Here is a 26,632-nt window from a genome sequence, read left to right as displayed (position 1 = left end):
TCATATTGGCATGAGCTATGACTCCAGAAGATTTCGGAAAAGCTGCTGCAATTTGCGCCCCGGAAAGTCTCGCCAGACAAGCAATTTCAAGGCTTGATAGGTATTTCGGCACACAGACAGAGCTGGTTGAAGATGTCAGCCTTTTGCCGGAGCACATCCAAAGAAAAATGGCAGAGTTCGGGTACAGGAAAGAAAATGCCAAAGGCATTTTCGACACTCGTGATAACCGGGTTTACCTGATTGCGTCAAGGCTCGACAGCGCCAACGACGTTGTAATGACCTACCGCCATGAGATCACCGGCCATAACGGGGTTAGAGCCACCCTGGGCGCCGATAGAGATCAAACCTTCCGTGAAATTTACCAATCTTTCGAGTCTGATCCTCGGCTTCAAGAGATCGCCGATCGCTATCAACTGGATTTGAGCTTTGAAGAAAATCAGATGTTGGTAGCGGAAGAATTGGTGGCCATGATTGCCGAGTCAGGAGAGAAGCCCTCTCTGTTCGATAAGATTCAGTTGGCTGCAAAACAGGAGTACAGCTCGCAGACCGGCGAGAACATCGTCTACACCGACGACGATGTTCGAGTCCTTCTCCAGAGAGGTCGAGATTATCTGCGGTCGAAGGCTGCCTTTGAGCCAAACGCAGATCTATCTATCCGTGGCCCTGGTGCCCTTACCCCACGTCAGTCCAAACTCAACACCCTCATGAAGAGCATGCCAGATGCTTTGTGGAATCAGTTTGACCAACACCTGTTGAAGGATGGACAGGGGACACTGGACTCTCTTGCTGAAAATTATGCTTCTGCCGAAAGACTCAGCACGTCGTTTGCCCAGTATCTGGAGTCCCGGGGCATCGAAGTTGAAGCCGATGGCTCGATTCGACTTCACTCGCTTTCCGATGTCGGCGCCGAGTTGCTGGGAGACCAGCGCGTTATCGTCAATATTGATGGCACTGATCGAATCACTGCTTTGAACAATCTCATGGATCGCGATGGGCTTGTGCTAGTGTCACCTTCGCTGGCAGTTGCCGCCAAAGATAGTTCAAACCCGCTGCGTTTCATGTATCTCGGCGAACAGGCGTCGGAGCGGCTTGACCGTACTGAAACCTTCAAGAAAGCCACACAATTAAGAATGGAAGGTCGCACCAGCGCGGAAATATGGGCCGCGACCGGTTGGTTTGAAGGTCCGGACGGTGCCTGGCGATTCGAGATTTCTGATCGCGATGCAACGACTAATCTTCAGGCAATGGAAGAAACGGCGTGGTTGCAGCAGGAACTGAACAATGTAACCCGCCAGCACACGGATGGATTGATCGGATCAGCAGAAGCGGCGAGGAAAACCACGTATTACATGGAGCGGATGGACCAGATCGGCTCTCATTTCGATTTAGCTGAACCCGGCACCCTGCCGGCTTACCTGAATCATCCGACTTTGTATGAAGCCTATCCGGAACTTCAGTCCATGCGGGTAATTATCGACCCGAATGCGCCCTACCCTGAAGTCACAACGAACACCCCCAGAATCATTATTCCGGAAAGCTATCTGGAAGACGCCGATCTGCTGCGTGAGACCCTTATCCACGAGACCCAGCATCTGGTGCAACGACTCGAGGGGTTTGCCAAGGGGCTGAGCCCCTTTATGAATGTCCATCGAGAAAGCTGGGAGAATGAGCTTAACGGGTTGCTTGAATCGGATCCGGACGTCCAGATCTACATGGAACTCCATGCCGAGCTGTTTGATGGGCGAACCGGTGTTAACCCAGAGTTAACCAAGCAAGAGATGCAGGTCCTCGAGGAGGATAGCCCGAGTATCCAGCGGATGAACGAATTAGCCGAACGATTGCGTCTTATCGCTGATCCGGAGGCCTACACCAAAGCCTTCGGTGAAATCGAGGCTCATGAATCCGCGGCCCGGGTCGCAATGACGGAAGGCCAGCGCCGGCGCATCGCTCCTTACGGTACTGATCCGAAGCCAAATGAATACGTCGTGCATCAGTTCGAGGATGTGCCACAGGCAATGTTCCTCGGTGCCAGGGCACGCACCGCGAATCCCGGCCGCCTCAGTCAGGCCCATGATCTTGAGATAGCAGGCATTGATCGTGAAACCATTCTGGATCAGACCGGCTGGTTCCGGGGTGTCGATAAGCTGTGGCGTTTCGAGATTGACGATTCACAGACGTCACTGAATCCGGATGCTCTTTCTATCCTGAAGCCTGCTTGGAACACCCTAGAGGCGCCACGCATTAACCGGGTTGTCCATCGAAAGAACCCTAATGGCGGCTTCGATGTACAGATGATTCCAGTAGACGCAACAAGGGTCAGCGACATCATTGAGCTCGAGGGAGTCTCAAGATCCTTTCTGATGATGAACCTGCCCGTCCCTGTTGCGTCCAGCATCATGGAAGGTAGCGGGGAACTCGACTACTTCGACTTCGAGACAGACGAACCCAACGGCCGGCTACTGGATACCGATTTCACTTACGATCAGCACAATTTCCTGCCACTTAATCGCCTTATCAACCACCCGGAACTGTTCGAGGCTTACCCTGAACTGAAAGAGTGGAACGTAGCGTTCCATCCGAAGTCAGAGGATTTCCCAACCAGCTCCGCGTTTTGCGATAGCCAGCGCCAGACGATTGTGCTGTTCCCTCAGTCTGTCAGGCAGCTTATCCCGACCCTGCTGCACGAGACCCAGCATGCCATACAGACAATTGAAGGGTTTGCTCTGGGTACCTCGCCGGGCGCTCCATCCGTTGCAGCCAAAGTGGAGAACCCCGGCCAGCAGTATCACTCCGAGGTGCTTCGTGCAGTGCACACCGCGCCTTTTGGAAAAGCAAGCGCAGAACAATGGATGGGTTATCTGCAGAAGCAACCGGGTGTTAAGCAGGCCGAGCTGGAATGGCTGAATCTGGGGGCGTGGCTTGAAGACGCGAACGTCGATGGTCCCGTCTCTCAAGCCGATCTGGCCCAAGAAATTACAAAGGCAGGGCTAAGTCCACGCGAAGTCTTCATTGACTCTCAGGGCCTCACAGCGGCACGCACGCTCCGCAAGGAATTGGGAGATTGGTGCGAATCCTTCGCCAAAGAGGCATCCGAGCACGGCTTTGGGTTTGAGGAGCCTCTGGAGCTTATCCACGAGGCCCGGTCCCGAGCGGGTTGGTGCTATTCAACTGACTTGGAAATCCCCCCGCTCTCCGAATACGAGGGCCTTGGTGAGATCTTCGATGCCCTCGATCACCACAAATACGAAGACTTCCTTGCGATCGTCAAAAAGGTAGATGACCTTGAGTCTTCTGCTGAGCTGGCAGCTCCTGGCGCCTCCCCGCAGTATGAGGACTACATTCTGAGTGGCGGTTCTGAGTACCGAGAGTTCCTCATGTTGGCGGACGATCAGTCCACAGGCATGAAGCTTGGAGAGGACTTCGTATCAGAGCATTGGCCCGGGCAACGCAATGTGATGGCCCATGCCCGGTTCCAGACGATCAACGAGGGTGGCCAGAAAACACTTCTGATCGAAGAAATTCAAAGTGACTGGCGTACTCGAGTCCAACAGATCGGCGATGCATCTGATCCCAATGGGGCTATGGCGGCCTATGAGGATGTGACCTCGAAATTGAATGAAGTTGCTTCTAGGCTTGGTGACACCGAGAAAGAGCTGGAGCAAAGTCAGCGAAGAATCGCTGAACTTGGCCAAAACGAAAGCGTGAAACATCTCCATGAGGGAGATCTGTCCTACAACGATTTAACGTCGGATGACCAGTTTCTTGCCGACGCCTACGACTCCGAAGTGCATCGTTCCTTGGGACTCGTGACTGACATTGAGCTGCTCAAAGCAGAATATGAGGATCTCGATCAAGCTCGGTCAAGGGCGCTTAGGAGCGCATCGGACACTCCGAAATCATTCCCACTTGGGAAGGATTGGTACGCCACAGTTGCCAAACGCCTCATTCGCTACGCCGCTGAAACCGGATTCGATTCTGTAGCCTGGTCTCCATCAGCTGTTCAAGCTGAGCGGTATGCCGGCGGTGAGCGTCAGCGGTACGACGAAGTGGAATGGCATCCTGCCCATGATGACGACAAGATCTTCGTTACGGCAGAGCGTGGTGAAGAGCACGTTATCAGTGATGCGTTTACCGTGGCCGAGATCAAGAAATTGTTCGACAGCAAGACGGCCAAAGCCATTCTCTCGGAAGAGTCTGGCAGCATGTTCAGCCCAAGCATTACGACTGATGCCAAGGGCTTTGAAACCTTCTACGACAACATGCTTCCAAAGGCCATCAACAAGGCCCTCAAAAGCTATGGTCAGCAAGTCGAGTGGCGCTCAATTAACGCGGATCTGGATACCCCGAGCGACCAGAAATTCCCTTCGGTTGCGATCACGAACGAACTTCGTGCGGACCTGAAGGGTTCCACCACCCCCATGTACAAGCAGCAGACGTCCGATGCGTTCAGCACCTATTACCGGACAGCCGGCGAGGTTGAGGCCAGAGCGGTAGAAGCGACCTACCGGAACCCGGAACTGAAGTCTGTCCATCCGATGTCCCGCTATGACGTGTCTCCCGAAGATCAAATTGTTAGCCGGGCCGGCCCCGTGGCCATGAAAATTGGCCCCAATGCCCGGGGCGTGAATCTAGCGTCGCTTGAGACTGCAGCAAAGCTCGTATCCGAGAAAGCTCTGGGTGTTAGCGAGGCTTATCCAAAAGTTCTCAACGCACTGGCCGGGCATGACTACAGTGCAGCTGGTGTGGCTCTTCGTGAACGATTCAGTCGTCTCGCCGGGCAAATCAACGGTGAGCTGAAATCGAAAACAGGTTGGACGCTCGATGATACCGGCCATCTCAGGTTTAATTTGTCAGTTCCAGACCTTCGGGCTAAACAGACCGTGAGTCAATTTATTGCCCGCGACGTTCAGAAGCTTGCTGAGGGCATCAGGATCGGCCAGGTCGACATAACCCGTGTAACCAGCATCTACAACCAGATCACCCGTCAAGAAGTTCCTCTGACGGCCCTGATGGGCGATCACGATGTGTTTACCGCCTACCCAGAACTGGAAGATGTCATGGTCACTCAGAGTCCTGAAAGGCCTGAAACACGTTTCGACAAAAACAGTGGGGTAATAACGGTACCGCCCAATCTGTCTTCCATGGAGTTAGGCGCTTATCTGACAAAAGGCATTAACCAGGCTATCAACACCTTCGAGCGGATAGGCGACCCAACCATACAACGGGCACTTTACAACAATGCTCCAACTCAGCAGAACCGGGCTAAGGTCATTGAAAGCATCGTGAACCAATGTGCAGGTTTGGACGCTGTTCCACGGGAAGTCGTTGAGAAGAATCTAGCGGTGCTGGAGCCCGCCGATGCAGATTTCCTGTCAGGATTGCCACTGGAGCGAGCGGCCAAATTTGCGCACGCAGCAACTCTCAATGTTGAGGGATGCTGGTCAAGCGCGAAGCCGGGCTATCAACCGAAAGCGATAGTATCGGCGGCAAACGAACAGAAGATCCATCGTGACCCTGACAATCCGAGGATTAAGGCGCCAGTAAGGGATCTGGCCATGTGAAGTGATTGCAGTAGAAATAGCCCTAAAAACTTGACTTTGAATGGCACACCCTGTTTAATCCACGCCCGTTGCATTGACGCAGTTCAATTGCCAACACGCCCGGATAGCTCAGTTGGTAGAGCAGGGGATTGAAAATCCCCGTGTCGGTGGTTCGATTCCGCCTCCGGGCACCAAGATTCAAAGACTTAGCCCACTCATGGTGGGCTTTTTCGTTTATGGGGCAAATGGGGCAGCTTGCGGTCTGGCAGCATAGCCCCTTCGCTCTCCCCTCCCACACATCATGTGCATCTCCCTAACATTCACATAACGGTAGATGGGGACTGCCTTCCCGCTGGAATTCCAAAGCCTTTGACCTATCCTTGTATGAACGGTCAACCTAAATCGTGCCGCTCACGTTGGCGAAGTCTCACGGACAGGGCAATCGATGACACCCACCTTTTCCCGTCTTTCCCAGGGTAAGGTTAAGTGAGCTAGCCTGTTGCCCGTGGGAGAACCGTCATGCGTATTTTCTTTCATTCTCTGACACTGCCCAAAAAAGCCGCCCGTCGTGTTCAAAACCTCTTCGGTCCAGATTTTGATATGGGGCGTGGCATGACACTCTCGACCGCACAACGAGTGACAGCAGCAATGCTGGGTTACACCTCGTGGCATGAATTGGAGCAGGCGACTCGCGCCCGATCTCACCCTCCCTCACCGATGGATGAAGATGTCTCGCCCGCCGTTCAATCACAACGGATTGATTTCCAGAAGGACGCCATCAAGTCCCAGATTTTTCTTATTGGCCGCGAACCGCGGCGGGTTGCGCTCCGATTGCGCGTCTCGGCTCGCAATCCCCAATCCACGGTGCTCACGGAGCCCGTTTGGGCCGTGAACCATGTTGTCCGTGGTATCGCCCCAGACACAGGAGGATTGGAGTGGCGATTTTTCCCCTCGGAGCGCTCACGTGACCTGTGGCCCACCATCGAAGAGAACCATCAGTGTTGGATGCGAGGCTTTCTTGATAGGGAGGTATTCTGCAAGCGCCTTTGGGACTGGCGTGCAGCGCAGCCCGAGAACCTCATGGTCATTGAGCATTTGTTCTCGTTTGTTCGGGCGTGTGACAGCTTCGAGGCGGTGGCCGGCGACCTCAATGGTTTCGAATCGGCGGTGGTTGAGACCTTGCCTCAGACCTTTCCCAGCACCGGTGCCGCGCCATTTTGCCCCCGACTGGATGCCAATGATGTGCTTTCCAACGTGACCTATGATCTCGCGGAAGCATACTACCGGCAGGGGAACTTCCTGAAAGCCCGGCGCTGGTTCGAGTTCACCGCTCGCACCGCAAAGTATTTGAGACCCTATTGCCTCGACTACCTCAAAGATCTCAAGCGCCTGGTGCCTTGTGGGCGAGTTCACAAAGTGCCGCCTCAGGATCGGGAATTAATGCTTGACCTCTGATCTCCCTGACCAGGCGGGCGCCTCGCCTGGTCAAACCCCCTAGATTCCCATGAAGCCAACGATGTTGTGGCCCTGGGTTTGATCTGCACGACGATCGAACCAACGCAATGTCACAAAACAGTGTATAAACTGTTTTACACACATTAATAAGCTGTGATATTATTGTCACATATTCGGATATAACCTGATTTGAGCAAACAGAATGCCAATTGAAAGACTGTTTAACGAAGGTGATGTTCAGCGGCTGATCGACATGAATGCGGCACCGCCATTTGGGAAGCGAAACAGCGCCTTAATCATGGGCGCCCTGTACTGGGGGCTTACTCCTTACGAGCTGAGCTTGCTGAGACTGGAGGATGTAATGGACCAATCGGGCGATTTTTTCCGAATCTGGACCCTCCCTGCGAGCGCTTCCTATAACGGCGATGCGAGAGAGTTGCATACAGAGGATCACGTACTGCCCTTCTTTGAGCAATACATCGACTGGAGAGTGGCTGAGGGGCTCCGTACTTGCAATCAGCCTTGGTACCGGGGCGTCGACCCGAAGAGCCATTTCTTTTTGAATGACCGGGGAGAACCGTTCAAGTTGTCGCCCAGGAAAAAAGGCTCCACGGACTACCAGCCTCGTACCATGAACTCAAAACTGAAATCGTTTATTGAGAAGGCAGGCATTGAGGGGGCAACCGTCGCGACGTTCCGCGATAGCTGGATCAAGGCAATGTTTGATCATGGATGTCATCACAAGGACTTGATGAGAGTTTCCGGGATAAAACAGAAAGAGACGATCGACAGAAAAACTCGCCCCGCGATCCAGGATCTGGCGAAGGTGTTCAAGGACATATATAGCCGGGTCCGTGTGGCAGAATAAGTGTTAGGAGGTGTTTGTGGGAACGAAAGCGATGAAAGATGCAGGCATAACCAAAGCTGCAATGCTGAAAGAGGTAAAAGAGGCTTTCTCCGCAATCTTGGCTGAGCAGGATACCCACTACAATACGGCCCTGATTGTTGCGCACCTCAACCTTGCAGAGGGTGTCACGGAGGGCTTGATTGCCGGGACAGAGATTACTGGCACCATCCGAAGGCTGTCCGAACGGATTTATCGGGAGCGCGAAAAACCGTTCTCCGATGAAGCAGATGCGGAGATTGAGCGTCTGACAGCTCAGAAGGAGCGCTTAGAAGCGCTGGACCGAATCATCAATTATTGCTAGTTGAAAACTGGGGGAAGATCGTGACTGAAGGACGCCTTTATTTTGAAACAGCACCAGTGTCTGAACTGTGCGGATGCGTATCGGTTACCCTTACCGATTTTGAACAGGGACGGCTTTCGCGGGCCATTACGACGGAGCGTAAGGATGCGCTGATGAAGCATTTCATCGAAAGCGGTCGTGATCGAAGCTATGACGCAGACTGCCCCCGTTGCGATACTGGCATCAAACACTAACAGGAAAACGGAGCTTGGATATGTTTGACAAGGTGCTACGAGTTCTGGGTGTGCTGGCGGGGCTTGTCGGCATATCCGCTGGAGCGTTCTTCTTGAACGAGTCTTTCGATTCGTTACTGCCGGAGGCGATGATCTTCTGGTCCCTAGCATGCTTCCTCACTGGCGGTTTCAGCTTGTTTTGGGCGCTGCGTGGATCTGTGATTTTGACGCGACTGATCGGCGGGAAATTCAGCTAATTTTCTAATGGGAATTCGATATGAGTAACGAAGTTGCGGTTGTTCGCTTCGATAATGGTGATGTTTTCTATACCGCCTACCATGGCACAAGCAGCGCCATCAACTACGTCCTAGTCTCTTCAGAAAAAGAAGTAATTGACGATCCCTTTCCCGATCCGGAATGGGATGCATGGGAATCCAAACCAGAGCCAAAAGAAAGTCTGGACGAATTCTATCGAAGACTCAACGAGGCTACGTACTCTGATGAAGAGTCAGTCGAAGTGTATACGCCTTATGCCGGTGGCATTCACTGGATAGCGAAAGCGTCAAGAGCGGCGATGAGAATAACAGGCGGATTCTCGGATGAGAGTAGTCAAGACGGCTGTCCAGATTGGGCAATCGGTCTGATTGAATCCAATGGATTGAGATTGTGAACTTCAAGTGATGGGAAACCAAACCGGTCCATGAGTTCAAAATTGCAGGAAGTGGTGTCCGGCGTCATTGCTGGGCGCGAACCAGCATACGCAGACAGTGACATCCTCTCCGTAGAGATGGCAAGGCTGATTGATTATGCGTTCGAAAACCGAGATGCACGGCCTGTCCATCCGGAGGAAGCCAAAGTTGGCCAGCTCGTAGCTGAAGCAGTTCGCATTCTTGGTTACGAGGCTGACGCAAACGTTGGTCGGGATCTCTGGGAGTTGGTTTCCGAAGACTCGCAAGCTCAATGGCTGGTGCCGCCTGAATCAATCGAAGGCGTGCATATCAGTTTGGTAAATGTCGCGAACAATATGGCCAAAGGCCAGTGCTACATTGAATTTACGTGATGGGAATCCGGGAGCTGAGCATGACAGGTGAAAAGAAAGTGATGGATGACGAAAACCAAGGCCAGAAACTGAACCCTGCGTTCCAGAAACACAACCTGCCTACGACAGATGAAGTGAAGGCATTGGACGGCAAGATATTCGCAATGCTCACCGAACGCGAAGCTCATGTGCTCGATTTCTTTCGAATGTATGGCCGAAAGCATGGCGTTGCCGTCCAAGTAAAAAATGAGGCAGATCCGGATGCACTGGCCCGAGCAACGAGCAAGTCTCAAGCCGATGAAATTCTGAAGAGCGCCAACAATCGCGTTCATGTGACCGTTCAGTAGATGGGAAATCGGCATGAGCACACTGACTAAGGTTTTTGTTATTGGCAGCATGTCGTCAGTCGGCCTGATTGTTGGAGGCATAATCGGCCTCGTGCAAGGTATCAATCCTGAATTGAATGCATGGCTACAAATATTAATTGGCGCATTTGCGTTAACCGGTATTTTGGCAATTATCGGCGGATCTGCTCTGCACAAGAAACGCATGACCGTCAAAAGTCGCGATGACACATAACATGGGAATTCGGAGTGAGACGCAATGCTTGAGCCGATAAGCGAGGACACTAGCACTAGCAGTGTAGAACACGACTGGGCTGATTCCGTGATTTTTTGCCAGTATGAGAGATACGGCGGAAAGGCATTCGCTCACGCCCCTGCTGGGCTTGGTTTCATGGCGTTTTCGAATGGTTTCTGGGTTGATGAGCGGGGGTTTTTCTCAAGCGAAGAATCGGTCGAATGGGTTGTACCGGAGAGAATCTTGGCGCTCTTCCGGGAGCGCGGCACTCGCCCAAGTCTGTCCAGCAACGTTTTGATGATCGATCACAGATAATGGGAATGCGGAGAAGTGCCATGAGAACTCAACAGGAACGTGACGATGCTCTGATCAACGGTGTTCACGAAGCCATCTCTTACAAGAGCCACTCTTTCCTACGAACCGCGCTGCTAACTGCTCTAACGGCGTTTCTCGGCGTTTGGCAGCTATCTCTGGCAGAAAGCTGGTTCTCCAGTTTGATGGGTTTATTGTTGATATTTTCAGCCCTCCTGCTTATCAGTGAAGGGGCCCGATTTGGACTGACCATTGCCCGTCTATACGGAGGCTGGGCCAGCACCGCCGGAGTAATCCTGACATTTGCCGCTATTTTCATTATGGCGCGAATATTTGAGCACTGGGGGTTCGAGCCCCTTCACCGGACCATCGGATGGGGAATGATGCTCTGGCTGGGATTGCTCATTGGGTCCCTGCTCCATTTTGCGGCCGAAAGAGACGATGAAGACTGAGCGTGAGTAGAAGCCAGATTGGAAACCGGGAGAAGCTGGAATGACTGACGAAAATAGATATGGGTACCAGGGAGCTCTGGATTCAGAGCTTACTGAAAAAATACGCACAGGCCTTGCCCACGCAAAACCGGAACAGCAACCCATGTTGGCGTCGGATATTTTTGATCTCATTGCGCTCGCAATGCACAACTCAGACAAGCCAAAGGAAGAAGTCTGGGAATTGATCAACTCAAGGGCCGGTCAGTATCTGAACGCTTACGTTCAGGAGGGTAAGGTTTTCCCTGACCACATTATGAAAGAGCTTGAGCTGATCAGGGCGCCTACCGCGCACCAGAGGCAAGGCTAAATCACAGCATGGGAATTCAGGCATGAATGAACACAACGAAACATCAGTAACCTTACTGGTAGCTTTTACCTTACAGGATGACCGCAATAGCAAAATTCATGAAACAACAGTTAGCATTCCTGTTTCACTGCATGCTGACGAAGTTGTGGGGGCAGTCAAACAACGCATTCGCCCCTTTAAAGCACCAGACCCTTCTGATAACTACCGGGGCCAACAGCCCGGCGAAGTTTTGATCATTAACTTGGTTAATCTGAGTAAATTACTATGAGCATAGGACTGGAATTTCTTGGGTGTGGCGGTGCCCACAGCGAAGACCTTGGTAATGCAAGCGCCTTAATTCATCTGCCAGGCAACGAGCATCTACTTATCGATTTTGGTTCTGAAACTTTTTTTAAGGTCCGTAGTTTAGATCTGCCCCTTGAAGCGATATTTATCACACACGCCCACCTTGATCATATTGGCGGACTTGAGCGCCTGTTTTTTCACATTGCTTTCTCAAGTCACGCGCTGATCAAATTGTTCGTGCCAGCCAACCTCGTGCTCCGATTGCACCAAGTCCTCGCAATGGCCGGTACTCAGGTCGCCGAAGGTGGCAAAAACTTTTGGGACTGCTTTCAACTTATTCCTGTTGGTGAGTATTTCTATCACGCGGGTTATCGCTTTAATGTGTTTCCAGTACGTCATCACTTTCCGGGTGAGGCGTTCGGCCTCTGTCTGCCGGGGCACTTTGTTTACACTGGAGATACTCGGCCCATCCCAGAACAGCTAGTTGCACATGCTGGGCGGGACGAAATAATTTTCCACGATGCAACTATGAGTTCAAACCCATCGCATTCTGGTGTTGAAGATATCGAGCGCGAATACGCTTTCCACAATTTCTTAAGCCGAGTCGTACTGTATCACTTCTCCAATGATCAGGAGCGCCTGCTTGCAGAGAAGGATGGCTGGAGAACCGCGTCACCCGGTTCGCGATACTCTTTTAAAGCGTAGAGGCGTTATAAAATAAATTTCTAAATCTTCGATATGGGAATTCGCCAAAACGGCCTTGGAAATTAAAAAACATGCGCAATATTTATAATTTAGCAGGCCCTTTCGGATGCCACTTCGAGACTGCAGTCTTCTTCAGCGATTAGTAGAATGAAGTTTCTGTACTAAAAACACCTTAAAAATCCCCCAAAGTTCCTAATCCGCACTTTCTTCTTCACTTTAATCCCACTATAGTACTATTAAAAACATACTACAGATACGAGAAAAAATGTGCTTAATAGTGTTTGTCTGGAAGCGAACATCAGAGTAGATAACACCGGACTCCAGGTCAGTCTTCCGGTAATCGTGACGCACGATGGCCTGTTGAGAAGCTATCTGGACTATTTGATCGTCCATCGGAACAAGTCACGGAGCTGGAAAGACAGAAGCGCCTTCGCAGTCCGGCTTTTGATCGATTACACAAAGCAAAACGAGGGCTGTTTTGATAAGCACTATCAGCTTTTCCGAGAGTTTTCCAACAGCCTGTACACGGGAACGATTGGTGAAAACGGTAATGACCCCAGTTGGTTGCGTTGGAAGCCACGCTCAGACAACGATGCAGCTTTTCTTATCAAGCTCATTACACACTACACAGACTGGTTGGCTAAGCAACACGAAGAGAAAAAATACCAGATAAACCCGAAGGTTAAACCAACCCGTTATGAGGAATGGATGGGCTTGGCAGCCCATTATCAGAAAAAGCGCCGTGCCTTTTTCTCCCATCTTTGGGCAAGCAAGCCGGACCCCTCTTATTTTCGATATGTCATGCCCAGGAAGGTTTCTCGCTCAAAAGGTACCGAAAGCACGAAAAGTTTTCCGGAAGGACGGATTGATGATTTGCTTTGGGACGGATTCGTTCGATACGGCTTCGAGACCAGCGATAGGATTCATGAGCGGCTCGACCTGAAAAATGTACTGATCACCATGTTGATGCATTATGGAGGGCTTCGGCTCAGCGAGTGCTTCCACCTTTGGGTAGAAGACATTATCCCTTGGGAGGATGGAACGGCGCTCGTCAAAGTTTTTCACCCCGAAAAAGGGAAGCTAAGTCCGAACAGCCCAAGTAGACGTGAAGAGCTGCTTCAGCGGTTCGGACTAAAGCCCCGATTCGAGTATCCGAAGTCTCACACCCTGCATGCAGGATGGAAAAATCCGAAGGAGGATAACGAAGACCTCCACTTCATGACGGTTTGGTGGTTTCCGCAATCTGCCGGCGAAACTTTCAATGAGCTATGGCGGTTGTACTTGATGTATCAGCGGTATTCGGATGATGGAATGCATCCGTTTGCGTTTACAACTCGCACTGGCGCTCCTCACTCGATTAAAGGCTACAACCAGTCGCTCAAAAGAGCAGTAGAGCGGGTCGGCCTACCATTTTCAAAAGAAGCTGGAACAACGGCCCATGCCCATCGTCACTCATACGGGCGGGCTTTGTCTGACGCCAAATCCAGTTCCCTGATCATTAAAAACGCGCTGCATCATAAATCAATAGAAAGTCAGCAGGTATACACCGAACTCACTGAGAAACAGATGCGGGCGCATTTGAAGAGACTCTCACCCGAACAGCATCCGATATCTGCAATTTCGAGAGGACTCTCGCATGACGACTAAATACGCCACCTACGCCGAAGCGTCTGAGGCCGCGCAGAGACTGGGCTTTACATCACAACCTGAATACAACAAGGGCTACCGGCAAGACCCCAGCCTGTCGAGCGCTCCTCATAAAGCCTACGCTGAGGACTGGGTAGACTGGTACGATTTTCTCGGTACAGAGCGTCCCGGCGAGAAATACGCCACCTACGCCGAAGCGTCCGAGGCCGCGCAGAGACTGGGCTTTATATCACAATCTGAATACGCAAAAGGCTATCGGCAAGATCCCAGGCTGCGGAGCGCCCCTGATAAAGCCTACGCTGAGGACTGGGTGGACTGGTACGACTTTCTCGGTACAGAGCGTCCCGGCGAGAAATTCTACGCCACCTACGCCGAAGCGTCCGAGGCCGCGCAGGGACTGGGCTTAACATCACAATCTGAATACCTAAAAAGCTACCGGCAAGACCCCAGGCTTCCGAGCGCTCCTGATAGAGCCTACGCTGAGGACTGGGTGGACTGGTACGACTTTCTCGGTACAGAGCGCCCGGGCGAGAAATACGCCACCTACGCCGAAGCGTCCGAGGCCGCGCAGGGACTGGGCTTAACATCACTACCTGAATACAAAAAGGGCTACCGGCAAGACCCCAGTCTGCCGAGCGTTCCTGATAAAACCTACGCTGAGAACTGGGTGGACTGGTACGATTTTCTGGGTACAGAGCGTCCCGGCGAGAAATTCTACGCCACCTACGCCGAAGCGTCCGAGGCCGCGCAGAAACTGGGCTTAACATCACGACCTGAATACAACAAGGGCTACCGGCAAGACCCCAGTCTGCCGAGCGTTCCTGATAAAATCTACGCTGAGAACTGGGTAAGCTGGCCCATGTTTCTAGGAAACGAAAGCGCCTTTGACCCTGAATTGCTGACCATTTATCCGAGGTTTTGGGAAGCCATCCAGCGTTATGTGGAGGCAGGCACAAACCAAGCCGCCAAATACTCACATTTGAGGGCTTTTCTCAGGGTCTACGTGGCGGGGCAGAAGCTGATCGACGATCCTGGGGCCATGCTGTCGAGGGACATCCCTTTTAATGAGAGTGCTTATGAGGCTTTTGTTCACGCAACGGGCGATACCGTAAAAAAACCTAGGCATAACATCTGTGCGGATTTTCTCGAATGGGTTTTGAAGAATTATTGCGCGGATGTGGATGATGAGGGCGAGCTGATTTTCCTGCCAGGATTCCGCAACCCCTTACGAACGGTGCTCAAGGGCCTGCTGGATCAGTTTCCCAGCTACCGACGGAGCGAGTCCAACAAACCGCCACTGCCCTTGGACGCGATTTTGCGAGCCAAAACGCACCTGATTCCGCCTGAGGCAACATCGTTGCGGGACCTCTACCTGTTGCACCCGTTTTTAGAGGATTGTTGGTTTGAGGTCGATCCAAGACTGATCGATGAGAATGACCCAAACTGCATCTATCGAACCGTGACCAAGGACCGAAAAAAGCAGAATGGTGAGCGCTATTTTGAGGAGGCTTACGAACTTTGGTCGCCGGTCAAAATTGTGGCGAATTACACGCTGTTATCCATGCCCTTGCGAGGCCAACAGATCTGTTGGCTGGACAGCGGTGAGGGAGATGAGTTTATTCCGGTTTTGCGCGGCGGGAAGGTTTTCTGGGTCAAGAATATCAGCCATCTTGCCACTCCGAAGCGCAATCAGGGCTTCCTGAGAAGAGGCGAAGACGGCGAACTGAGTTCCTACATCACGACGAACAAAACCGGAAAGAAACTCGGGGGCTACAGCGTACCCCATATGCCCGACGACCTCGCCTACTGGGTGATCCGATTACGGGATTGGCAAGCCAAGTACAACCCAATCGAAACGTTAACCCCTTGGACTGCAATCAAGCTTCGACAAAGAACCAACAAGGACATCCTCAAGAGAAGGGGGAAGCAGGCGTTTTTGTTTCGCAATCCGGCTTCGTTGGCTTGCGAAGACAAAGTGTCGCCCATGTTCACGACAACCGCCTTCGCACGTACCTTGCCCGCTTTGCTTTTCCATAGCCAGAGCCCCGGTGAGGATCTGGCTGAGCGAATTCAAAAAAAGAACAGCGTGGACTACAAAAGCCAGTTCACCCCCCACGCCTTACGGGTCAGTCTGATTACGGCGTATATTGTCGATGGGCGAATGTCCATCGCCGTGATCTCGAAGTTGGTTGGCCATGCGTCACTCGTAATGACGATTTACTACACGAAAGTTGGCCATAGCATGATGCGAAAGGAATTGGCTGCTGCCGAGAAACGGGCGCTCGAACAAAGTCTGGACCGCTACCAGGACCTCATCATTCAGAAGAAGATCGATGAGGCTAGATCAGAACTCATCGCCACAGATCGAACCACTCTGGATCAGTGTTTGAATTCAAACTGGCCAGCCGCCGCCTTTCAATTGATGAGTATCGGAATTTGTCCCGTGGGCGGGGCCAAGTGTGACCAAGGTGGTGAGCCGTTGGTCGAGCGGAAACAAGAGGCCTTTTACGCGCCGGTTCCCAGCGGCTATCTGGGAACAAGAAATTGCCCACGATGCCGGTTCTTCATCACGGGCCCAGCTTTCCTTGGTGGCTTATCGGCCATCGTCAACGAAATTATTCTCGAAATTAACGTCATCCGTAAGGAATACCACGAGCTTGAGGAACAAAGGCAAGCGTTCGATGATGAACGCTACGATGCTGAGAGTGCAGGTAAGATGTTTGGGAACGAAAGAAAACTCAAAAAAGTCACTGCTGCTTATGAAGAAAAAGCCAGAAAACTCGACATGCTGGCGTGCGACCTTCAGCACTTATATCGGCTCATCACTCAATCTACGGAACTCTTAAACAAAACTGAGACGGATAAACAGCAATTGATTGTCAGTGAAAACTACGTGGAAATGGATATGCATCTGGACGAGCAGCAAAGCGATTTCAGGCTATTGGCTGAAGTGTGTGCGAACGCCGAAATCTACGAAAGCGCAAGTGCGTCCAGGGCACAGCCTTTGCTCACTCAGATGTTAGATAAACTTGCTGACACCAATGGGATCGCTCCGGCGATGTTCAGGCTAACCGATGACCAACAGCTACGCGCTGCCAACCAGGTTGTTCAATTGCTCATGAAGCAAACAGGGAATGACTGGCACCTTGCTGACAGCTTGGTGAACGGTCAAATCTCGCTAGAAGACCTTGCTGAACCGTTGAAATTCGGCGACATACGCAAAGAGATCGAATCGGTCATGAACGGGTCTCTGAAATTCCCGCTAGGAATCGAGATCTGCGATGAGTGATCCAAACGAAGTCTACGAGGCGGTTCTGAGCCAACTAAAAAGCGCTCGCTCGAGAAAATCTCTGGAAGCGCTGCATGAAGTCTGTCAGGAGCATCATGGTTCGGGTGCCGTTGATTTTAGAATCGCAACGATTGCCAAGCTTGGCGCGAATCGTGGGGTTCCAAGTACTCAAACGATTCGGAATAAGCCGGGCGAACCGTATCGAGCTGTGATTGATGCATGGCAGGCGCTTGGCGATCAGAAGAAAAAAGAAATCAAAGGTCGAATCACTCCGTCTGGGAAATACGACTGGGTGGATGAGCTGGGAAACCCAACTCATCGTTACCTTGCCCTCGATTTGATTGCGCAAGTGCGGCACCTAAGAGCCGAAAATAAAGGGTTTGCGTCGATCAAAAAGTTAGAAATTGACTGCCGTTCCGGTTCGGAAGTTGCGGTTGAATCACAACTTCCAAATTTCCTGAGTCATGAGTTGGACGCACTGAAGGAAGCGATTTCTGATGAGTTCCTGATGCGACAGGGTTGGGTTCGAGGGGAACGTGGAAGTATCAAGGACCAAAACGGCAAGGTGATCTTCCGTAATGGCTTCGTTGACGTCATTGAAAAAGTGCTGAGTTTAAAGCATGTCTAATGGACAAGAGAAAGCTCGCCAGAACCTCGTTGGCTTCCAACGCTGGGCGGCCACGCAAACGGACGAGGATTTTGAGCAAATCGTTCACCGGGGCCAGTTAAACCGTGGCGAGGTAGCGAAAGCCATTGGCATCGGCAAAAGCGCTCTGCGTCAGAATCCAGCCATCAAGGAGGCCCTGGAAACGTTAGAGCAAGGTCTACGTGAGCGGGGTGTGCTGCCACCACTCACTCAGGAGGCTTCGGTTCAGAGGTCTCAACCCAAACGCTATGATCCCACGGTCAACCAGAAAGCTTTGGAGTCCCGGCGTCTCTCGGCACTGGAGCAGGAAAACATCGAGCTGAAAGCTCGTGTGGCAACCCTCGAAGCCAAGCTCAAGCGTTATGGCGAGCTATCGGAGGTCCTAACCGAGTTCGGGGTAGCGCCCGATGCATGAAGACTATTTCCGTGTTACCAGCTGCCAACACAGTGGCTCAAAGTATACGATCTTCACAGGCGTACCTCTCAAAGCCGACAGTTACAAAATCAATTCGGGCAAGTACATTGTCAGCATCCGATGCGAAAACCAGTCTCTACCGATCCAGCCGTCGGTGGGGCAGCAGTGGCGGGTTCGCGGCCAGCGGGCCCTTGAGGCCGTCCAGGCGGGCGGTTATGAGCTTCAGCAGCATCTGTATAACGATCCGGCTGAGATGGAATGCACGCTGCCGGAAACGGGTGAAGCGCTCATTCGCTTCATCGCTACCGAGAAAGACTTCACTGGAATTGGTGAGTCGAAAGCTCGCGCCCTCTGGGAAGCCTTCGGGAGCGACCTGCACCCGTTGCTCCAATCGGACACGGAAGAGCACAGAGAGCGTCTGAGAGACGTTCTGAGCGACGCCTCAATTGAAGCCCTGCATAACGGCTACGCCAAGTATCGGAATCTCGCACACGCGAACTTGCTCGCTTCACTGGGCATTCCGCTGCGTATTCAGCAGCGTATTCTCAAATATCACGATGAGCGCACTGTCGATATCCTAAAAGCCAATCCCTGGGCTCTGCTGGGCTTTGGGATGCCGTTCGCCGACATCGATGCGATGTCCGAGCAATTGGGCTTTGAGAAATCAGCTCCAGTGAGGCTCGCAGCTGCCCTGGAAAGCGCAATCCGCAGGCAGGTCGAAAAAGGTCACACCTACGCAACGCATCAAGTTTTAAGGCCCGAGATCATAAAGCTTCTGGGCGATAAAGACCTGGTTGCCGAGGTCTTTGCCAATGGCTATCTCAATGGCCAGTTCATTCTCAGGCCGCAGACCGGCACCTATCACCCGACCGCCCAGATAATGATGGAGTCGGTCGTCGCCAAGCGGCTCAAAACACTGGCAATCATCACGGATCAAGATGAATCCGTCTTCAAAGCGATGACCGAATCGGCCCTGGAGCTGCCCTACAGTCTTACTGGTCAGCAACTGAAGGCGGTCGAATCCAGTCTTACCAACGGTGTGTCCTGCATTACCGGCGGAGCCGGTACTGGAAAAACCACAGTACTTCGGACTGTGCTAAAGGCTTATGCTTCATTGGGCTATGAAATACACGCCGTGGCTTTGTCCGGGCGGGCGGCTATGCGACTGCACGAAAGCATCGGTTTTTTTACAATGACGATTGCTCGCCTTTTGCGGGAAGAGCCTATCTCACCCTCATTGGTTCAGCCCAAGCACCTTTTGGTTATCGACGAAAGCAGTATGATCGACCTGCCGACCATGTATCGGATCATCACGCACCTTGATCCGTCGGTACGTATCATCTTGACGGGGGACCCAAACCAACTGCCGCCCATAGGCTGTGGCAAAGTCCTCTCAGACATAATCGAATCTGGCGCAGTTGCCAATGTTGAGCTGAATATCGTGAAGCGTCAGGAAGGCTCAACGGGTATCCCTGAATACTCTGCCACCATCAACCGGGGCGATGTTCCTCCATCGTTATCATTTGGTGCAATCACCTTCCACGAGACGCCTCCGGAGCTGGTTGTCGATAAGTGCAAGAGTCTATATGCAGAATCGGCTCACAATACACAGATGATCGGTGCAACGAAGGCCCTGGTTGGCGAGTTAAACCTGGAATGTCAACGGCTAATCAATCCAGGCGGCCAGAGGCTGGAGTTCAAGCTGCATGGGGATGATTTCTTTATTGATCTGAGGGTAGGCGACCCGATCCTATTCACTAGGAACAACTATACTGTCGGCATCCAGAACGGATCTCTTGGTGTCCTATCCTCAGCAGACCGCGCTTTTCAAGGCGACCAGGAGACATTTGGTGTCGTAACTCTGGATACCGGAGAGGAGATAGACATCACCGAGGATGTGTTCGACTGCATGGAACTTGGCTATGCGATCACGCTCCACAAGGCTCAGGGTAGCCAGTTCCCAAGAATTATCGTGGTAGTACAGAAGGGCCGCATTTCCGACCGAGCATGGCTTTACACCGCGATTACCCGCGCCGAGGCAGAAATCCATATTGTTGGGCAAGTTAGCGATTTCGAGGTAATAACAAAAGCGGAAAGCCATGCGAATCGGCGAGCGAGTTTTTTGAGAGAACTACTGACAGAGAGGAAAAGGGATTCGGGGGTTGTCTGACAGAGCACTACCCCCTCATCGCCGGTCGCGGCCAATGGGGCCTCAGGCTGTGCCGCATTTCCAGCTTAGCGGATCATCCCTGGTCCTTAAATACCTCTGGTGAATCGCCGCTTGCGGCGAGAAGGCAGAGCCCTGTTCCTGTTCATCAAATTGTGTTCATGAAAGCACTTGAAGCGATCCAAAACGTTTGTTTCTAAACAAAAGCGGACATTCAGAAACGACCGAATTGAACAATAAAGCGGACCTTTTCTTCGGCCGCGTGACCTGGTTGCCTTCCCCCCCACGAGTCACCGAAAGACCCTCCGACATTGGAATGTTTGGCAAAACACAACCGTGCGGAGAACCCTAATCCGCGGTGCAACTAAAACAGGGATGTTTACATAAGCTCCGAATGTTCCTGACATTCGTTCCGAAAACTGTCAGTTGGAACTCTCTCAGCACCCACCGGCTGATTTGATTTTTCAGTCAGTTTTCGACTCCGGCCCCGTTTTAGGTTTGCCCTGAAGCGAAACACCCGGCTATTTGCGCATTCGGGAAACTAGGTCGAGACAACTCGCTGCAAGGATCGCCTGCGCGCGGTTCTGAACATTTAGCTTACGTAAAACAGCCGAAACATGAGCCTTCACGGTCGTTTCGGCCAGGTGTAAGTTGTACGCAATCTGTTTGTTGGACTCTCCAAGTGTTATTCTCTCTAAAACTATCAACTGGCGCTTTGTTAAAGATTGAAACTGGCTGCGATCTATCTCTGCTTCTGATCCGGCCCGGCCAGCAGCAAGACCATTACCACTTTCGAATTCGTCAGAGCCTGCACAAATGCAAATCTTGCCATCCAAAACCTGTCGAATAGCGTCGACAATTTCATTTTTTGATGCATTTTTCGCTACGACTCCCATGGCCCCCCGGCCAATCGCCTGAGAAGTGATATACCTATTTACTCTAACCGACATAACTATGATGGGTAGCGAAGGTGCGATCTCATTTAAGCTAGCGAGACCGCCAAGCCCCTGCATTTCCGGCATGTCGAGATCGAAGAAGATGAGACCAAGGCTGCCATGCTCACTCACGATTTCCATGGCATCTTTCAAGCTGGATACCTCGAAGACATGTTCACAAAGATGATTTACTAAAATAATGTCGCGTATGGCGTCGCGAAAAAGCGGCTGATGATCAGCAATCATGACCTTGGGCAATCGCGCCATTTCAACTTCGTCCTGCCCAATGTCAGGAACTGGAAGCGAGTGCAGCGTAGCTTGGCTCTTTGCCAAGCTTCTGAAGTTATTGGCTTCTTTTAGCATTTGTTATTCCTCGCCAAACTGTACATACATTGACCGGTGCTCCGCCCGCACTCCTCGCCGCATGGATTGACTATTTCGAGCGGCATCGCGCAAGGAGCCTTAAAGCAGACCTGCGTCATTCTCTTCATCCCCATATCGGTGAAGCTTTGTGGCTCACCTGTGAGGAAGGTGTTATTCGACTCTCGGAAATTGAATGGTTGACCTATCTAGGCTAAACCCCTGCTTCTCAGAGCTGGGGTTTAGCATTCGTCCTAGAGGGCAATGACAACCGACTTTGTTTCAAGATATGAATCGAGTGACTGTTTACCCATATCACGTCCAACCCCGGAGAGTTTATAGCCCCCGAATGGGATGTTTGCATCAAGCATGTTGTGCCCGTTTACCCACACAGTGCCTGCCTTTAATTTCGGGATTAAGCGTTGCACTTGAGAAAGATTGTTTGACCAGATACTCGCTGCCAGGCCATAGCGACTATCATTGGCCCGGTCTACGACATCCTCGATATCATCAAACGGGATGACCACCAGAACGGGACCAAAGATCTCGTCTTTGGCTATGACCATAGAGTCGTCTTCGGTCGCAAATATGGTGGGCTTGACGTAATAACCTTTGCGGTCAGCACGTTCGCCACCGGTAACCAGGCGGGCACCTTCCTGGCGGCCCGTCTCAATGTAGCGACAGACCCGGTCTAGCTGAACCCTGGACACGAGTGGTCCCATTTGCGCAGCTGGATCCAGGCCAGGCCCCAGGGGGATTGCCTCTGCTAACTCGGCGAGCCGATCCAGGACCTTGTCAGAAATGCTTCGGTGAACGTAAAGTCGCGAGCCGGCACTGCAGGTTTGTCCATGGTTGAAAAAGATTGCTGCCGCTGCCCCTTGCGCAGCCTTCTCCGGATCACAGTCAGCCAGGACAATCATTGGAGACTTGCCCCCCAGCTCTAAGGTAACTCGCGCCATATTATCCATCGCAGCACGGCCTATGATCTGACCCACCTCAGTGGATCCCGTAAAACTAATCTTGTTGATGTCAGGATGAGTTATCAGTGCCGACCCAGTGCTCTGGCCCTCGCCAGTAATGATATTGACAACCCCGTCAGGAAAATTTGCCTCTCCGATCAGCTCGCCCAGATAGAGGGCAGAAAGGGAAGTTTGTTCCGCAGGCTTCAACACAACCGTGCAACCCGCTGCAAGTGCCGGAGCCAGCTTCCAGCAGGCCATCAGAAAAGGAAAGTTCCACGGTATGATTGCGGCAACAACACCGACGGGTTCGCGTCGGGTATATGCAGAAAAGTCAGAGTCAGCCGGGGCAAAGGGCATGGACACATCAAGAGTCGAGCCCTCAATTTTTGTTGCCCACCCGGCCATGTAGCGAAAGAATTCCAGACCCAGGCTTATGTCAACAGCTTCGGCAATAGCAGCAGACTTGCCGTTGTCGATAGCTTCCAGCTCAGCAATGATTCTGGCATCTCGCTCAATCAGATCTGCAAGTTTGAGAAGCATGTTCTGACGGGCGGAGGGTCTCATTCGGCCCCAGTCATCACCATTGAACGCACTTTTTGCACAGCTAACGGCCTTGTTAACGTCATCAGGATGTGCAAGGGGTATGCTTCCTATAACCGTTTCTTCAGCTGGGTTTTCTACCTCTATACGTTTGTTTTCCAGAGCATCAACCCATTGTCCGCCTATCAGCATACGGTGATTTTGACGAGCCAGGAACGCCCGGGTTTTATTCTCTAAATCATGTGGATGTTTTGTGAACGTATTCATTGGTTTCCCTCAAATCACTGACTTTTCGGACGGATAGCATCTGCAGTACCCTGAATAAACGCTTTTATTTTCTCGACATCTATCTCATTCAGCGTTTCGGTAAAATCAGGCATGCCACGGGAAACGAATGGACCGTGAAACAGGAAGGCGTCCAGGTTTTCAATAACTGATTTCTTTGAGTAGCCCAGGTTTGGAATATTACCGCCCTTGTCTACACCAGGAACACCATGACAGAACACGCAATTACTGACGTAGAGAGCCGTGCCTTCTCCAATAAAGTCGGGATTATAGTCAACGCCGGAAACCAGTGAGTTCAGCTGATACTTGGTGAACTCAGGCATCTCGGCATCACCGTTCAGGACAAACGTATAAACAGTACCGGCGGTCTTGAGGTCGGAGGCTCTCTGGGATTGTCCAAAAACACCGCCCCAGCCTGCTGCAATAGAGACATACTGAGTGCCGTCTACTTCATAGGTTATGGGCGCTGCAATGACGCCGGTACCCATTGGGGATTCCCATAGGTGGTCACCCGTTTGCGCGTTGAACGCCATAAAGCGAGCGTCTGCGGTTCCCTGAAATACCAGATCGCCGGCCGTTGTCAGGGTTCCGCCGTTCCAGGGAGAGACGTGCTCGTAACGCCAGGCTTCCTGCTGCGTAACGGGATCCCAGGCTGTAAGTCGCCCGAATGGCTTGCTTGATGGTGGCGCTACGTTGAGTTGGAAAGCGGTGTTCCAACCTATGCCACTCATGGGTTGTCCCGGCTCATTGCTTTCTATGCTTTCCCAGGAGGGGTCCTCGACCATTGTGATAGGGATGTGCTGAGACGGGAAGTAGGCCAGGCCGGTTTGGTGATTAAAAGACATTGAGTGCCAATTATGGCCACCAAAAGGCCCAGGGACGATATCGAAGGGTTCGTCCATGGATCGTGCTTCAGGAACTTCTATTGGACGACCATTGCTGTCGTATCCCGTGGCCCAATTAACATCGACATAATTGTCGGCCGATATGAATTCACCGTTTGTCCGGTCGAGAACAAAAAAGAAGCCGTTTTTGGGAGCTTGCATGATAACTTTGCGACGCTCTCCATCAATCGTGAGCTCGCTGAGAATCATGTCCTGCGTTGAAGTATAGTCCCAGTTGTCCCCGGGCGTTGCTTGGTAATGCCATACGTACTCACCAGTGTCGGCATTGAGAGCAACAATCGAGGAGAGATAGAGGTTATCCCCACCTTCCGGACTACGCTTCTTGTGTGACCATGGAGATCCGTTACCCGTGCCGATATATAAGAGATTCAGGTCCGGATCAAAAACGATAGAGTCCCATACAGTGCCACCGCCACCGGCCTCCCAGTATTTTCCACTCGGGTCCCAGGTTTTTGCGGCGCGAGCCATGGCCTCGTTTTCAAACGGTTCGTCCGGATTTCCCGGCACAGTATACCAACGCCATTTCTGTGCCCCGGTTTTGGCGTCGTAAGCTGTGATGTAGCCCCTGACTCCAAATTCGGCCCCACCATTGCCTATGATCACGTTGCCATTAACAATCCGAGGTGCGCCGGTAATCGTGTAGCTCATGCCGTTGTCGGGCAGAGTATTCGTTTCCCAAACTTTTTCGCCGGTTTTTGCATCAATGGCGATCAGTCGACCATCGTAGGATGCAACATAGACATTTCCGTAGTGCACTGCCACGCCACGGTTTACAACATCACAGCAACCCCTGGAGCCCGCCTCCCCAGGTACTTCAGGGTCGTAGGTCCAGAGTTTTTTGCCGGTCTTTGCATCAAGTGCATGTACAATGCTCCAGGAGGCAGAGACATACATCACGCCATCCACAACAAGTGGAGTGGCCTCGACACCTCGCTCAGACCCAAGGTTGTAGGACCATGCAAGCCCGAGGTTTTCGACATTGTCCGCCGAAATTTGGGAAAGAGGGCTAAAGCGCGTCTCCGCATAATCAAAACCATGGGTGGGCCAGTCCTTGCCGGTTTTGGCATTTTCAATGATATAGCTTTGATTTACCTGATCAGCCGCAATAACAGTGCTGGCTCCGATTACGAAAAATGGAACTAATGCACTACTTGTTAGTTTTTTTGATAGACGTTTTCTGTAGTGATTATTAGTCAGTTTCATTTTTATATCCTTTCGTTGTTATTACTGTTTTATGGGATTTTAAAACGCTTTTAGAATACGAAAGTTGAGTCGGTGCTGTTCTTTAAATCCATTTTCTACGGACAAATCTCTTCCATAATTTGCGATTAGTTGCAGTCCCGGATTCGCAAACCATGCCGTACCGATAGTCATCTTGGTAGTTGCAAGGTCATTGTCCTGGTTTATATCGTTTACTTGTGTCTCACCGCCGAGGGTATGAGAAATGCCGGTGCGAAGATCCCATTGAGGTGTTACGTTATAACGTAGGAAGCCTTGGAACTGGTACAAGGGATCCTGTTCCAGAGTGGCTTTGGAGGCACCAAGTTCGTCATTCTTGCCGAAAAAAGTGACATCACCAATCAGGTCTAACGAGATTTTAGAGGTAAGACCGGTGATGTAACCCGCCTGCAATGCATATTTCCACCGGTTTTCGCCAAGATTTAATGTGTCATTTCGATCGTAACTCCCTACCGGAACATACAGGAACGGAGTAATGCCGAAATAGGTGTTACTTTCGGGCTCGTTTACAAGCCAAACTGTCGCCGCAAGTATCAGGTCGCCGATGCCACTGGTGTCACCAAGGGAAGAGGTATCGTCTTTTCCTTCCACCTTGCCAAATGGGAGGAGAAATTGAGGGTCTACTGTGTAACCGCCAATTTCAGTGAAATGCACCCCACGCAGGATTCCTACCTGTGAGTCCAATCCAGCGTTAATGGGGGCCTTGTCTCCATCCGAGTAGAGGGAATCGGCAGTGGCGTATTGATAGTAGACCATTCCAAGATTGGTGCCGGCGGGCAATGCTGTGTAATCCCCGGCATCAACCTCAATAGCTACTGCATTACCAGAAGCCAGCAACATAGTGGCCAGGCCAGCAGAAGCGACGCAGAAATTCCCAATTCTGGAACGGAGTAAACTTTTGTGCTTATAGTTTGATACAGATGACATGATGCAGCCTCTTATTAGTTTTGTTGGTATTGCACTCGAAGTTAAGCAATCAATATGCCAGATCGATTGACCCTTAGGAAATTATTATGAAACAATTACTTATGCGGCTTTATAGCATCTATGTTTTAGTTTTTGGAAAAAAGTGGATCGTTTCAATACACTAAAATTGGATGGTTGAATAA

General features: G+C 51.6%; 23 protein-coding genes and 1 tRNA gene. 20 read left to right on the top strand and 4 right to left on the bottom strand.

What is annotated here, in order from left to right; all coding sequences use genetic code 11:
- The first annotated feature begins 17 nt into the window (after positions 1 to 17).
- The 20 genes from AC5JQH_RS23535 to AC5JQH_RS23440 all read left to right on the top strand — a co-directional run bounded on the left by AC5JQH_RS23535 (position 18) and on the right by AC5JQH_RS23440 (position 20,300).
- Complete coding sequence (locus tag AC5JQH_RS23535) at positions 18 to 5,561, top strand: LPD23 domain-containing protein (protein WP_493806202.1); 5,544 nt, start codon at positions 18 to 20, stop codon at positions 5,559 to 5,561.
- 97 nt (positions 5,562 to 5,658) lie between these two features.
- Positions 5,659 to 5,734: transfer RNA gene (locus AC5JQH_RS23530), tRNA-Phe, on the top strand.
- A gap of 325 nt (positions 5,735 to 6,059) precedes the next feature.
- Positions 6,060 to 6,995: a hypothetical protein gene (locus AC5JQH_RS23525; RefSeq protein ID WP_153637267.1), complete on the top strand. Its 936-nt coding sequence runs from the start codon at positions 6,060 to 6,062 to the stop codon at positions 6,993 to 6,995.
- A 202-nt stretch (positions 6,996 to 7,197) separates the two neighbouring features.
- A complete protein-coding gene (locus AC5JQH_RS23520; RefSeq protein ID WP_136630382.1) occupies positions 7,198 to 7,863 on the top strand; it encodes a site-specific integrase in 666 nt (221 codons plus the stop codon).
- A gap of 16 nt (positions 7,864 to 7,879) precedes the next feature.
- A complete protein-coding gene (locus AC5JQH_RS23515) occupies positions 7,880 to 8,203 on the top strand; it encodes a hypothetical protein (protein ID WP_136630381.1) in 324 nt (107 codons plus the stop codon).
- A 20-nt stretch (positions 8,204 to 8,223) separates the two neighbouring features.
- Positions 8,224 to 8,436 carry a hypothetical protein gene (locus tag AC5JQH_RS23510; protein ID WP_136630380.1) on the top strand — a complete coding sequence of 71 codons (213 nt, stop codon included), beginning with the start codon at positions 8,224 to 8,226 and terminating at the stop codon, positions 8,434 to 8,436.
- A gap of 20 nt (positions 8,437 to 8,456) precedes the next feature.
- Complete coding sequence (locus AC5JQH_RS23505; RefSeq protein WP_136630379.1) at positions 8,457 to 8,672, top strand: hypothetical protein; 216 nt, start codon at positions 8,457 to 8,459, stop codon at positions 8,670 to 8,672.
- Positions 8,673 to 8,692: 20 nt separating this feature from the next.
- Positions 8,693 to 9,085 carry a hypothetical protein gene (locus AC5JQH_RS23500; protein ID WP_482902086.1) on the top strand — a complete coding sequence of 131 codons (393 nt, stop codon included), beginning with the start codon at positions 8,693 to 8,695 and terminating at the stop codon, positions 9,083 to 9,085.
- 30 nt (positions 9,086 to 9,115) lie between these two features.
- The gene (locus AC5JQH_RS23495) at positions 9,116 to 9,475 is read left to right on the top strand and encodes a hypothetical protein (RefSeq protein ID WP_136630272.1); all 360 of its coding nucleotides are present in this window, start codon (positions 9,116 to 9,118) and stop codon (positions 9,473 to 9,475) included.
- A gap of 20 nt (positions 9,476 to 9,495) precedes the next feature.
- A complete protein-coding gene (locus AC5JQH_RS23490) occupies positions 9,496 to 9,801 on the top strand; it encodes a hypothetical protein (RefSeq protein WP_227549471.1) in 306 nt (101 codons plus the stop codon).
- A gap of 13 nt (positions 9,802 to 9,814) precedes the next feature.
- A complete protein-coding gene (locus AC5JQH_RS23485; RefSeq protein ID WP_136630273.1) occupies positions 9,815 to 10,033 on the top strand; it encodes a hypothetical protein in 219 nt (72 codons plus the stop codon).
- Between the two features lie 335 nt (positions 10,034 to 10,368).
- Positions 10,369 to 10,797, top strand: coding sequence for a hypothetical protein (locus tag AC5JQH_RS23480; RefSeq protein WP_493806201.1), 429 nt, complete (start codon positions 10,369 to 10,371; stop codon positions 10,795 to 10,797).
- Positions 10,798 to 10,837: 40 nt separating this feature from the next.
- A complete protein-coding gene (locus AC5JQH_RS23475) occupies positions 10,838 to 11,143 on the top strand; it encodes a hypothetical protein (protein ID WP_493806200.1) in 306 nt (101 codons plus the stop codon).
- Positions 11,144 to 11,165: 22 nt separating this feature from the next.
- Positions 11,166 to 11,411, top strand: a complete 246-nt coding sequence (locus tag AC5JQH_RS23470) for a hypothetical protein (RefSeq protein WP_493806199.1) — start codon at positions 11,166 to 11,168, stop codon at positions 11,409 to 11,411.
- Complete coding sequence (locus tag AC5JQH_RS23465) at positions 11,408 to 12,133, top strand: MBL fold metallo-hydrolase (protein WP_493806198.1); 726 nt, start codon at positions 11,408 to 11,410, stop codon at positions 12,131 to 12,133. The genes AC5JQH_RS23470 and AC5JQH_RS23465 overlap by 4 nt, the downstream gene beginning before the upstream one ends.
- Before the next feature lie 267 nt (positions 12,134 to 12,400).
- Positions 12,401 to 13,780: a gamma-mobile-trio recombinase GmtY gene (gmtY, locus tag AC5JQH_RS23460; protein ID WP_493805115.1), complete on the top strand. Its 1,380-nt coding sequence runs from the start codon at positions 12,401 to 12,403 to the stop codon at positions 13,778 to 13,780.
- Complete coding sequence (gene gmtZ, locus AC5JQH_RS23455; RefSeq protein WP_493805114.1) at positions 13,770 to 17,069, top strand: gamma-mobile-trio integrase GmtZ; 3,300 nt, start codon at positions 13,770 to 13,772, stop codon at positions 17,067 to 17,069. Before gmtY ends, gmtZ begins: the two co-directional genes overlap by 11 nt.
- Positions 17,062 to 17,697: a gamma-mobile-trio protein GmtX gene (gmtX, locus tag AC5JQH_RS23450; protein ID WP_493805113.1), complete on the top strand. Its 636-nt coding sequence runs from the start codon at positions 17,062 to 17,064 to the stop codon at positions 17,695 to 17,697. Before gmtZ ends, gmtX begins: the two co-directional genes overlap by 8 nt.
- Positions 17,690 to 18,130 carry a VPA1267 family protein gene (locus tag AC5JQH_RS23445; RefSeq protein ID WP_092032536.1) on the top strand — a complete coding sequence of 147 codons (441 nt, stop codon included), beginning with the start codon at positions 17,690 to 17,692 and terminating at the stop codon, positions 18,128 to 18,130. Before gmtX ends, AC5JQH_RS23445 begins: the two co-directional genes overlap by 8 nt.
- Complete coding sequence (locus AC5JQH_RS23440; protein WP_493806197.1) at positions 18,123 to 20,300, top strand: AAA family ATPase; 2,178 nt, start codon at positions 18,123 to 18,125, stop codon at positions 20,298 to 20,300. The genes AC5JQH_RS23445 and AC5JQH_RS23440 overlap by 8 nt, the downstream gene beginning before the upstream one ends.
- A gap of 518 nt (positions 20,301 to 20,818) precedes the next feature.
- On the opposite strand, the gene AC5JQH_RS23435 is transcribed toward AC5JQH_RS23440, so the two are convergent.
- The 4 genes from AC5JQH_RS23435 to AC5JQH_RS23420 all read right to left on the bottom strand — a co-directional run bounded on the left by AC5JQH_RS23435 (position 20,819) and on the right by AC5JQH_RS23420 (position 26,450).
- Positions 20,819 to 21,595, bottom strand: a complete 777-nt coding sequence (locus AC5JQH_RS23435) for a LuxR C-terminal-related transcriptional regulator (RefSeq protein WP_083231811.1) — start codon at positions 21,593 to 21,595, stop codon at positions 20,819 to 20,821.
- A gap of 251 nt (positions 21,596 to 21,846) precedes the next feature.
- The gene (locus AC5JQH_RS23430; protein WP_069183782.1) at positions 21,847 to 23,361 is read right to left on the bottom strand and encodes an aldehyde dehydrogenase family protein; all 1,515 of its coding nucleotides are present in this window, start codon (positions 23,359 to 23,361) and stop codon (positions 21,847 to 21,849) included.
- A 14-nt stretch (positions 23,362 to 23,375) separates the two neighbouring features.
- Positions 23,376 to 25,487 (bottom strand): PQQ-dependent dehydrogenase, methanol/ethanol family, encoded by a 2,112-nt coding sequence (locus AC5JQH_RS23425; RefSeq protein ID WP_493806196.1) that lies wholly within the window; start codon positions 25,485 to 25,487, stop codon positions 23,376 to 23,378.
- A gap of 39 nt (positions 25,488 to 25,526) precedes the next feature.
- Positions 25,527 to 26,450 (bottom strand): transporter, encoded by a 924-nt coding sequence (locus AC5JQH_RS23420; RefSeq protein WP_475064055.1) that lies wholly within the window; start codon positions 26,448 to 26,450, stop codon positions 25,527 to 25,529.
- Positions 26,451 to 26,632: the final 182 nt, after the last annotated feature.

The organism is Marinobacter sp. H13 (assembly GCF_059072335.1).
This window is presented reverse-complemented; position numbering and strand designations above follow the sequence as displayed.

Coding starts and splice junctions, on each gene's coding strand:
- AC5JQH_RS23535 (WP_493806202.1), top strand. CDS start 18: ATGACTCCAGAAGATTTCGGAAAAGCTGCTGCAATTTGCGCCCCGGAA.
- AC5JQH_RS23525 (WP_153637267.1), top strand. CDS start 6,060: ATGCGTATTTTCTTTCATTCTCTGACACTGCCCAAAAAAGCCGCCCGT.
- AC5JQH_RS23520 (WP_136630382.1), top strand. CDS start 7,198: ATGCCAATTGAAAGACTGTTTAACGAAGGTGATGTTCAGCGGCTGATC.
- AC5JQH_RS23505 (WP_136630379.1), top strand. CDS start 8,457: ATGTTTGACAAGGTGCTACGAGTTCTGGGTGTGCTGGCGGGGCTTGTC.
- AC5JQH_RS23500 (WP_482902086.1), top strand. CDS start 8,693: ATGAGTAACGAAGTTGCGGTTGTTCGCTTCGATAATGGTGATGTTTTC.
- AC5JQH_RS23495 (WP_136630272.1), top strand. CDS start 9,116: ATGAGTTCAAAATTGCAGGAAGTGGTGTCCGGCGTCATTGCTGGGCGC.
- AC5JQH_RS23490 (WP_227549471.1), top strand. CDS start 9,496: ATGACAGGTGAAAAGAAAGTGATGGATGACGAAAACCAAGGCCAGAAA.
- AC5JQH_RS23485 (WP_136630273.1), top strand. CDS start 9,815: ATGAGCACACTGACTAAGGTTTTTGTTATTGGCAGCATGTCGTCAGTC.
- AC5JQH_RS23480 (WP_493806201.1), top strand. CDS start 10,369: ATGAGAACTCAACAGGAACGTGACGATGCTCTGATCAACGGTGTTCAC.
- AC5JQH_RS23475 (WP_493806200.1), top strand. CDS start 10,838: ATGACTGACGAAAATAGATATGGGTACCAGGGAGCTCTGGATTCAGAG.
- AC5JQH_RS23470 (WP_493806199.1), top strand. CDS start 11,166: ATGAATGAACACAACGAAACATCAGTAACCTTACTGGTAGCTTTTACC.
- AC5JQH_RS23465 (WP_493806198.1), top strand. CDS start 11,408: ATGAGCATAGGACTGGAATTTCTTGGGTGTGGCGGTGCCCACAGCGAA.
- gmtZ (WP_493805114.1), top strand. CDS start 13,770: ATGACGACTAAATACGCCACCTACGCCGAAGCGTCTGAGGCCGCGCAG.
- gmtX (WP_493805113.1), top strand. CDS start 17,062: ATGAGTGATCCAAACGAAGTCTACGAGGCGGTTCTGAGCCAACTAAAA.
- AC5JQH_RS23445 (WP_092032536.1), top strand. CDS start 17,690: ATGTCTAATGGACAAGAGAAAGCTCGCCAGAACCTCGTTGGCTTCCAA.
- AC5JQH_RS23440 (WP_493806197.1), top strand. CDS start 18,123: ATGCATGAAGACTATTTCCGTGTTACCAGCTGCCAACACAGTGGCTCA.
- AC5JQH_RS23435 (WP_083231811.1), bottom strand. CDS start 21,595: ATGCTAAAAGAAGCCAATAACTTCAGAAGCTTGGCAAAGAGCCAAGCT.
- AC5JQH_RS23430 (WP_069183782.1), bottom strand. CDS start 23,361: ATGAATACGTTCACAAAACATCCACATGATTTAGAGAATAAAACCCGG.
- AC5JQH_RS23425 (WP_493806196.1), bottom strand. CDS start 25,487: ATGAAACTGACTAATAATCACTACAGAAAACGTCTATCAAAAAAACTA.
- AC5JQH_RS23420 (WP_475064055.1), bottom strand. CDS start 26,450: ATGTCATCTGTATCAAACTATAAGCACAAAAGTTTACTCCGTTCCAGA.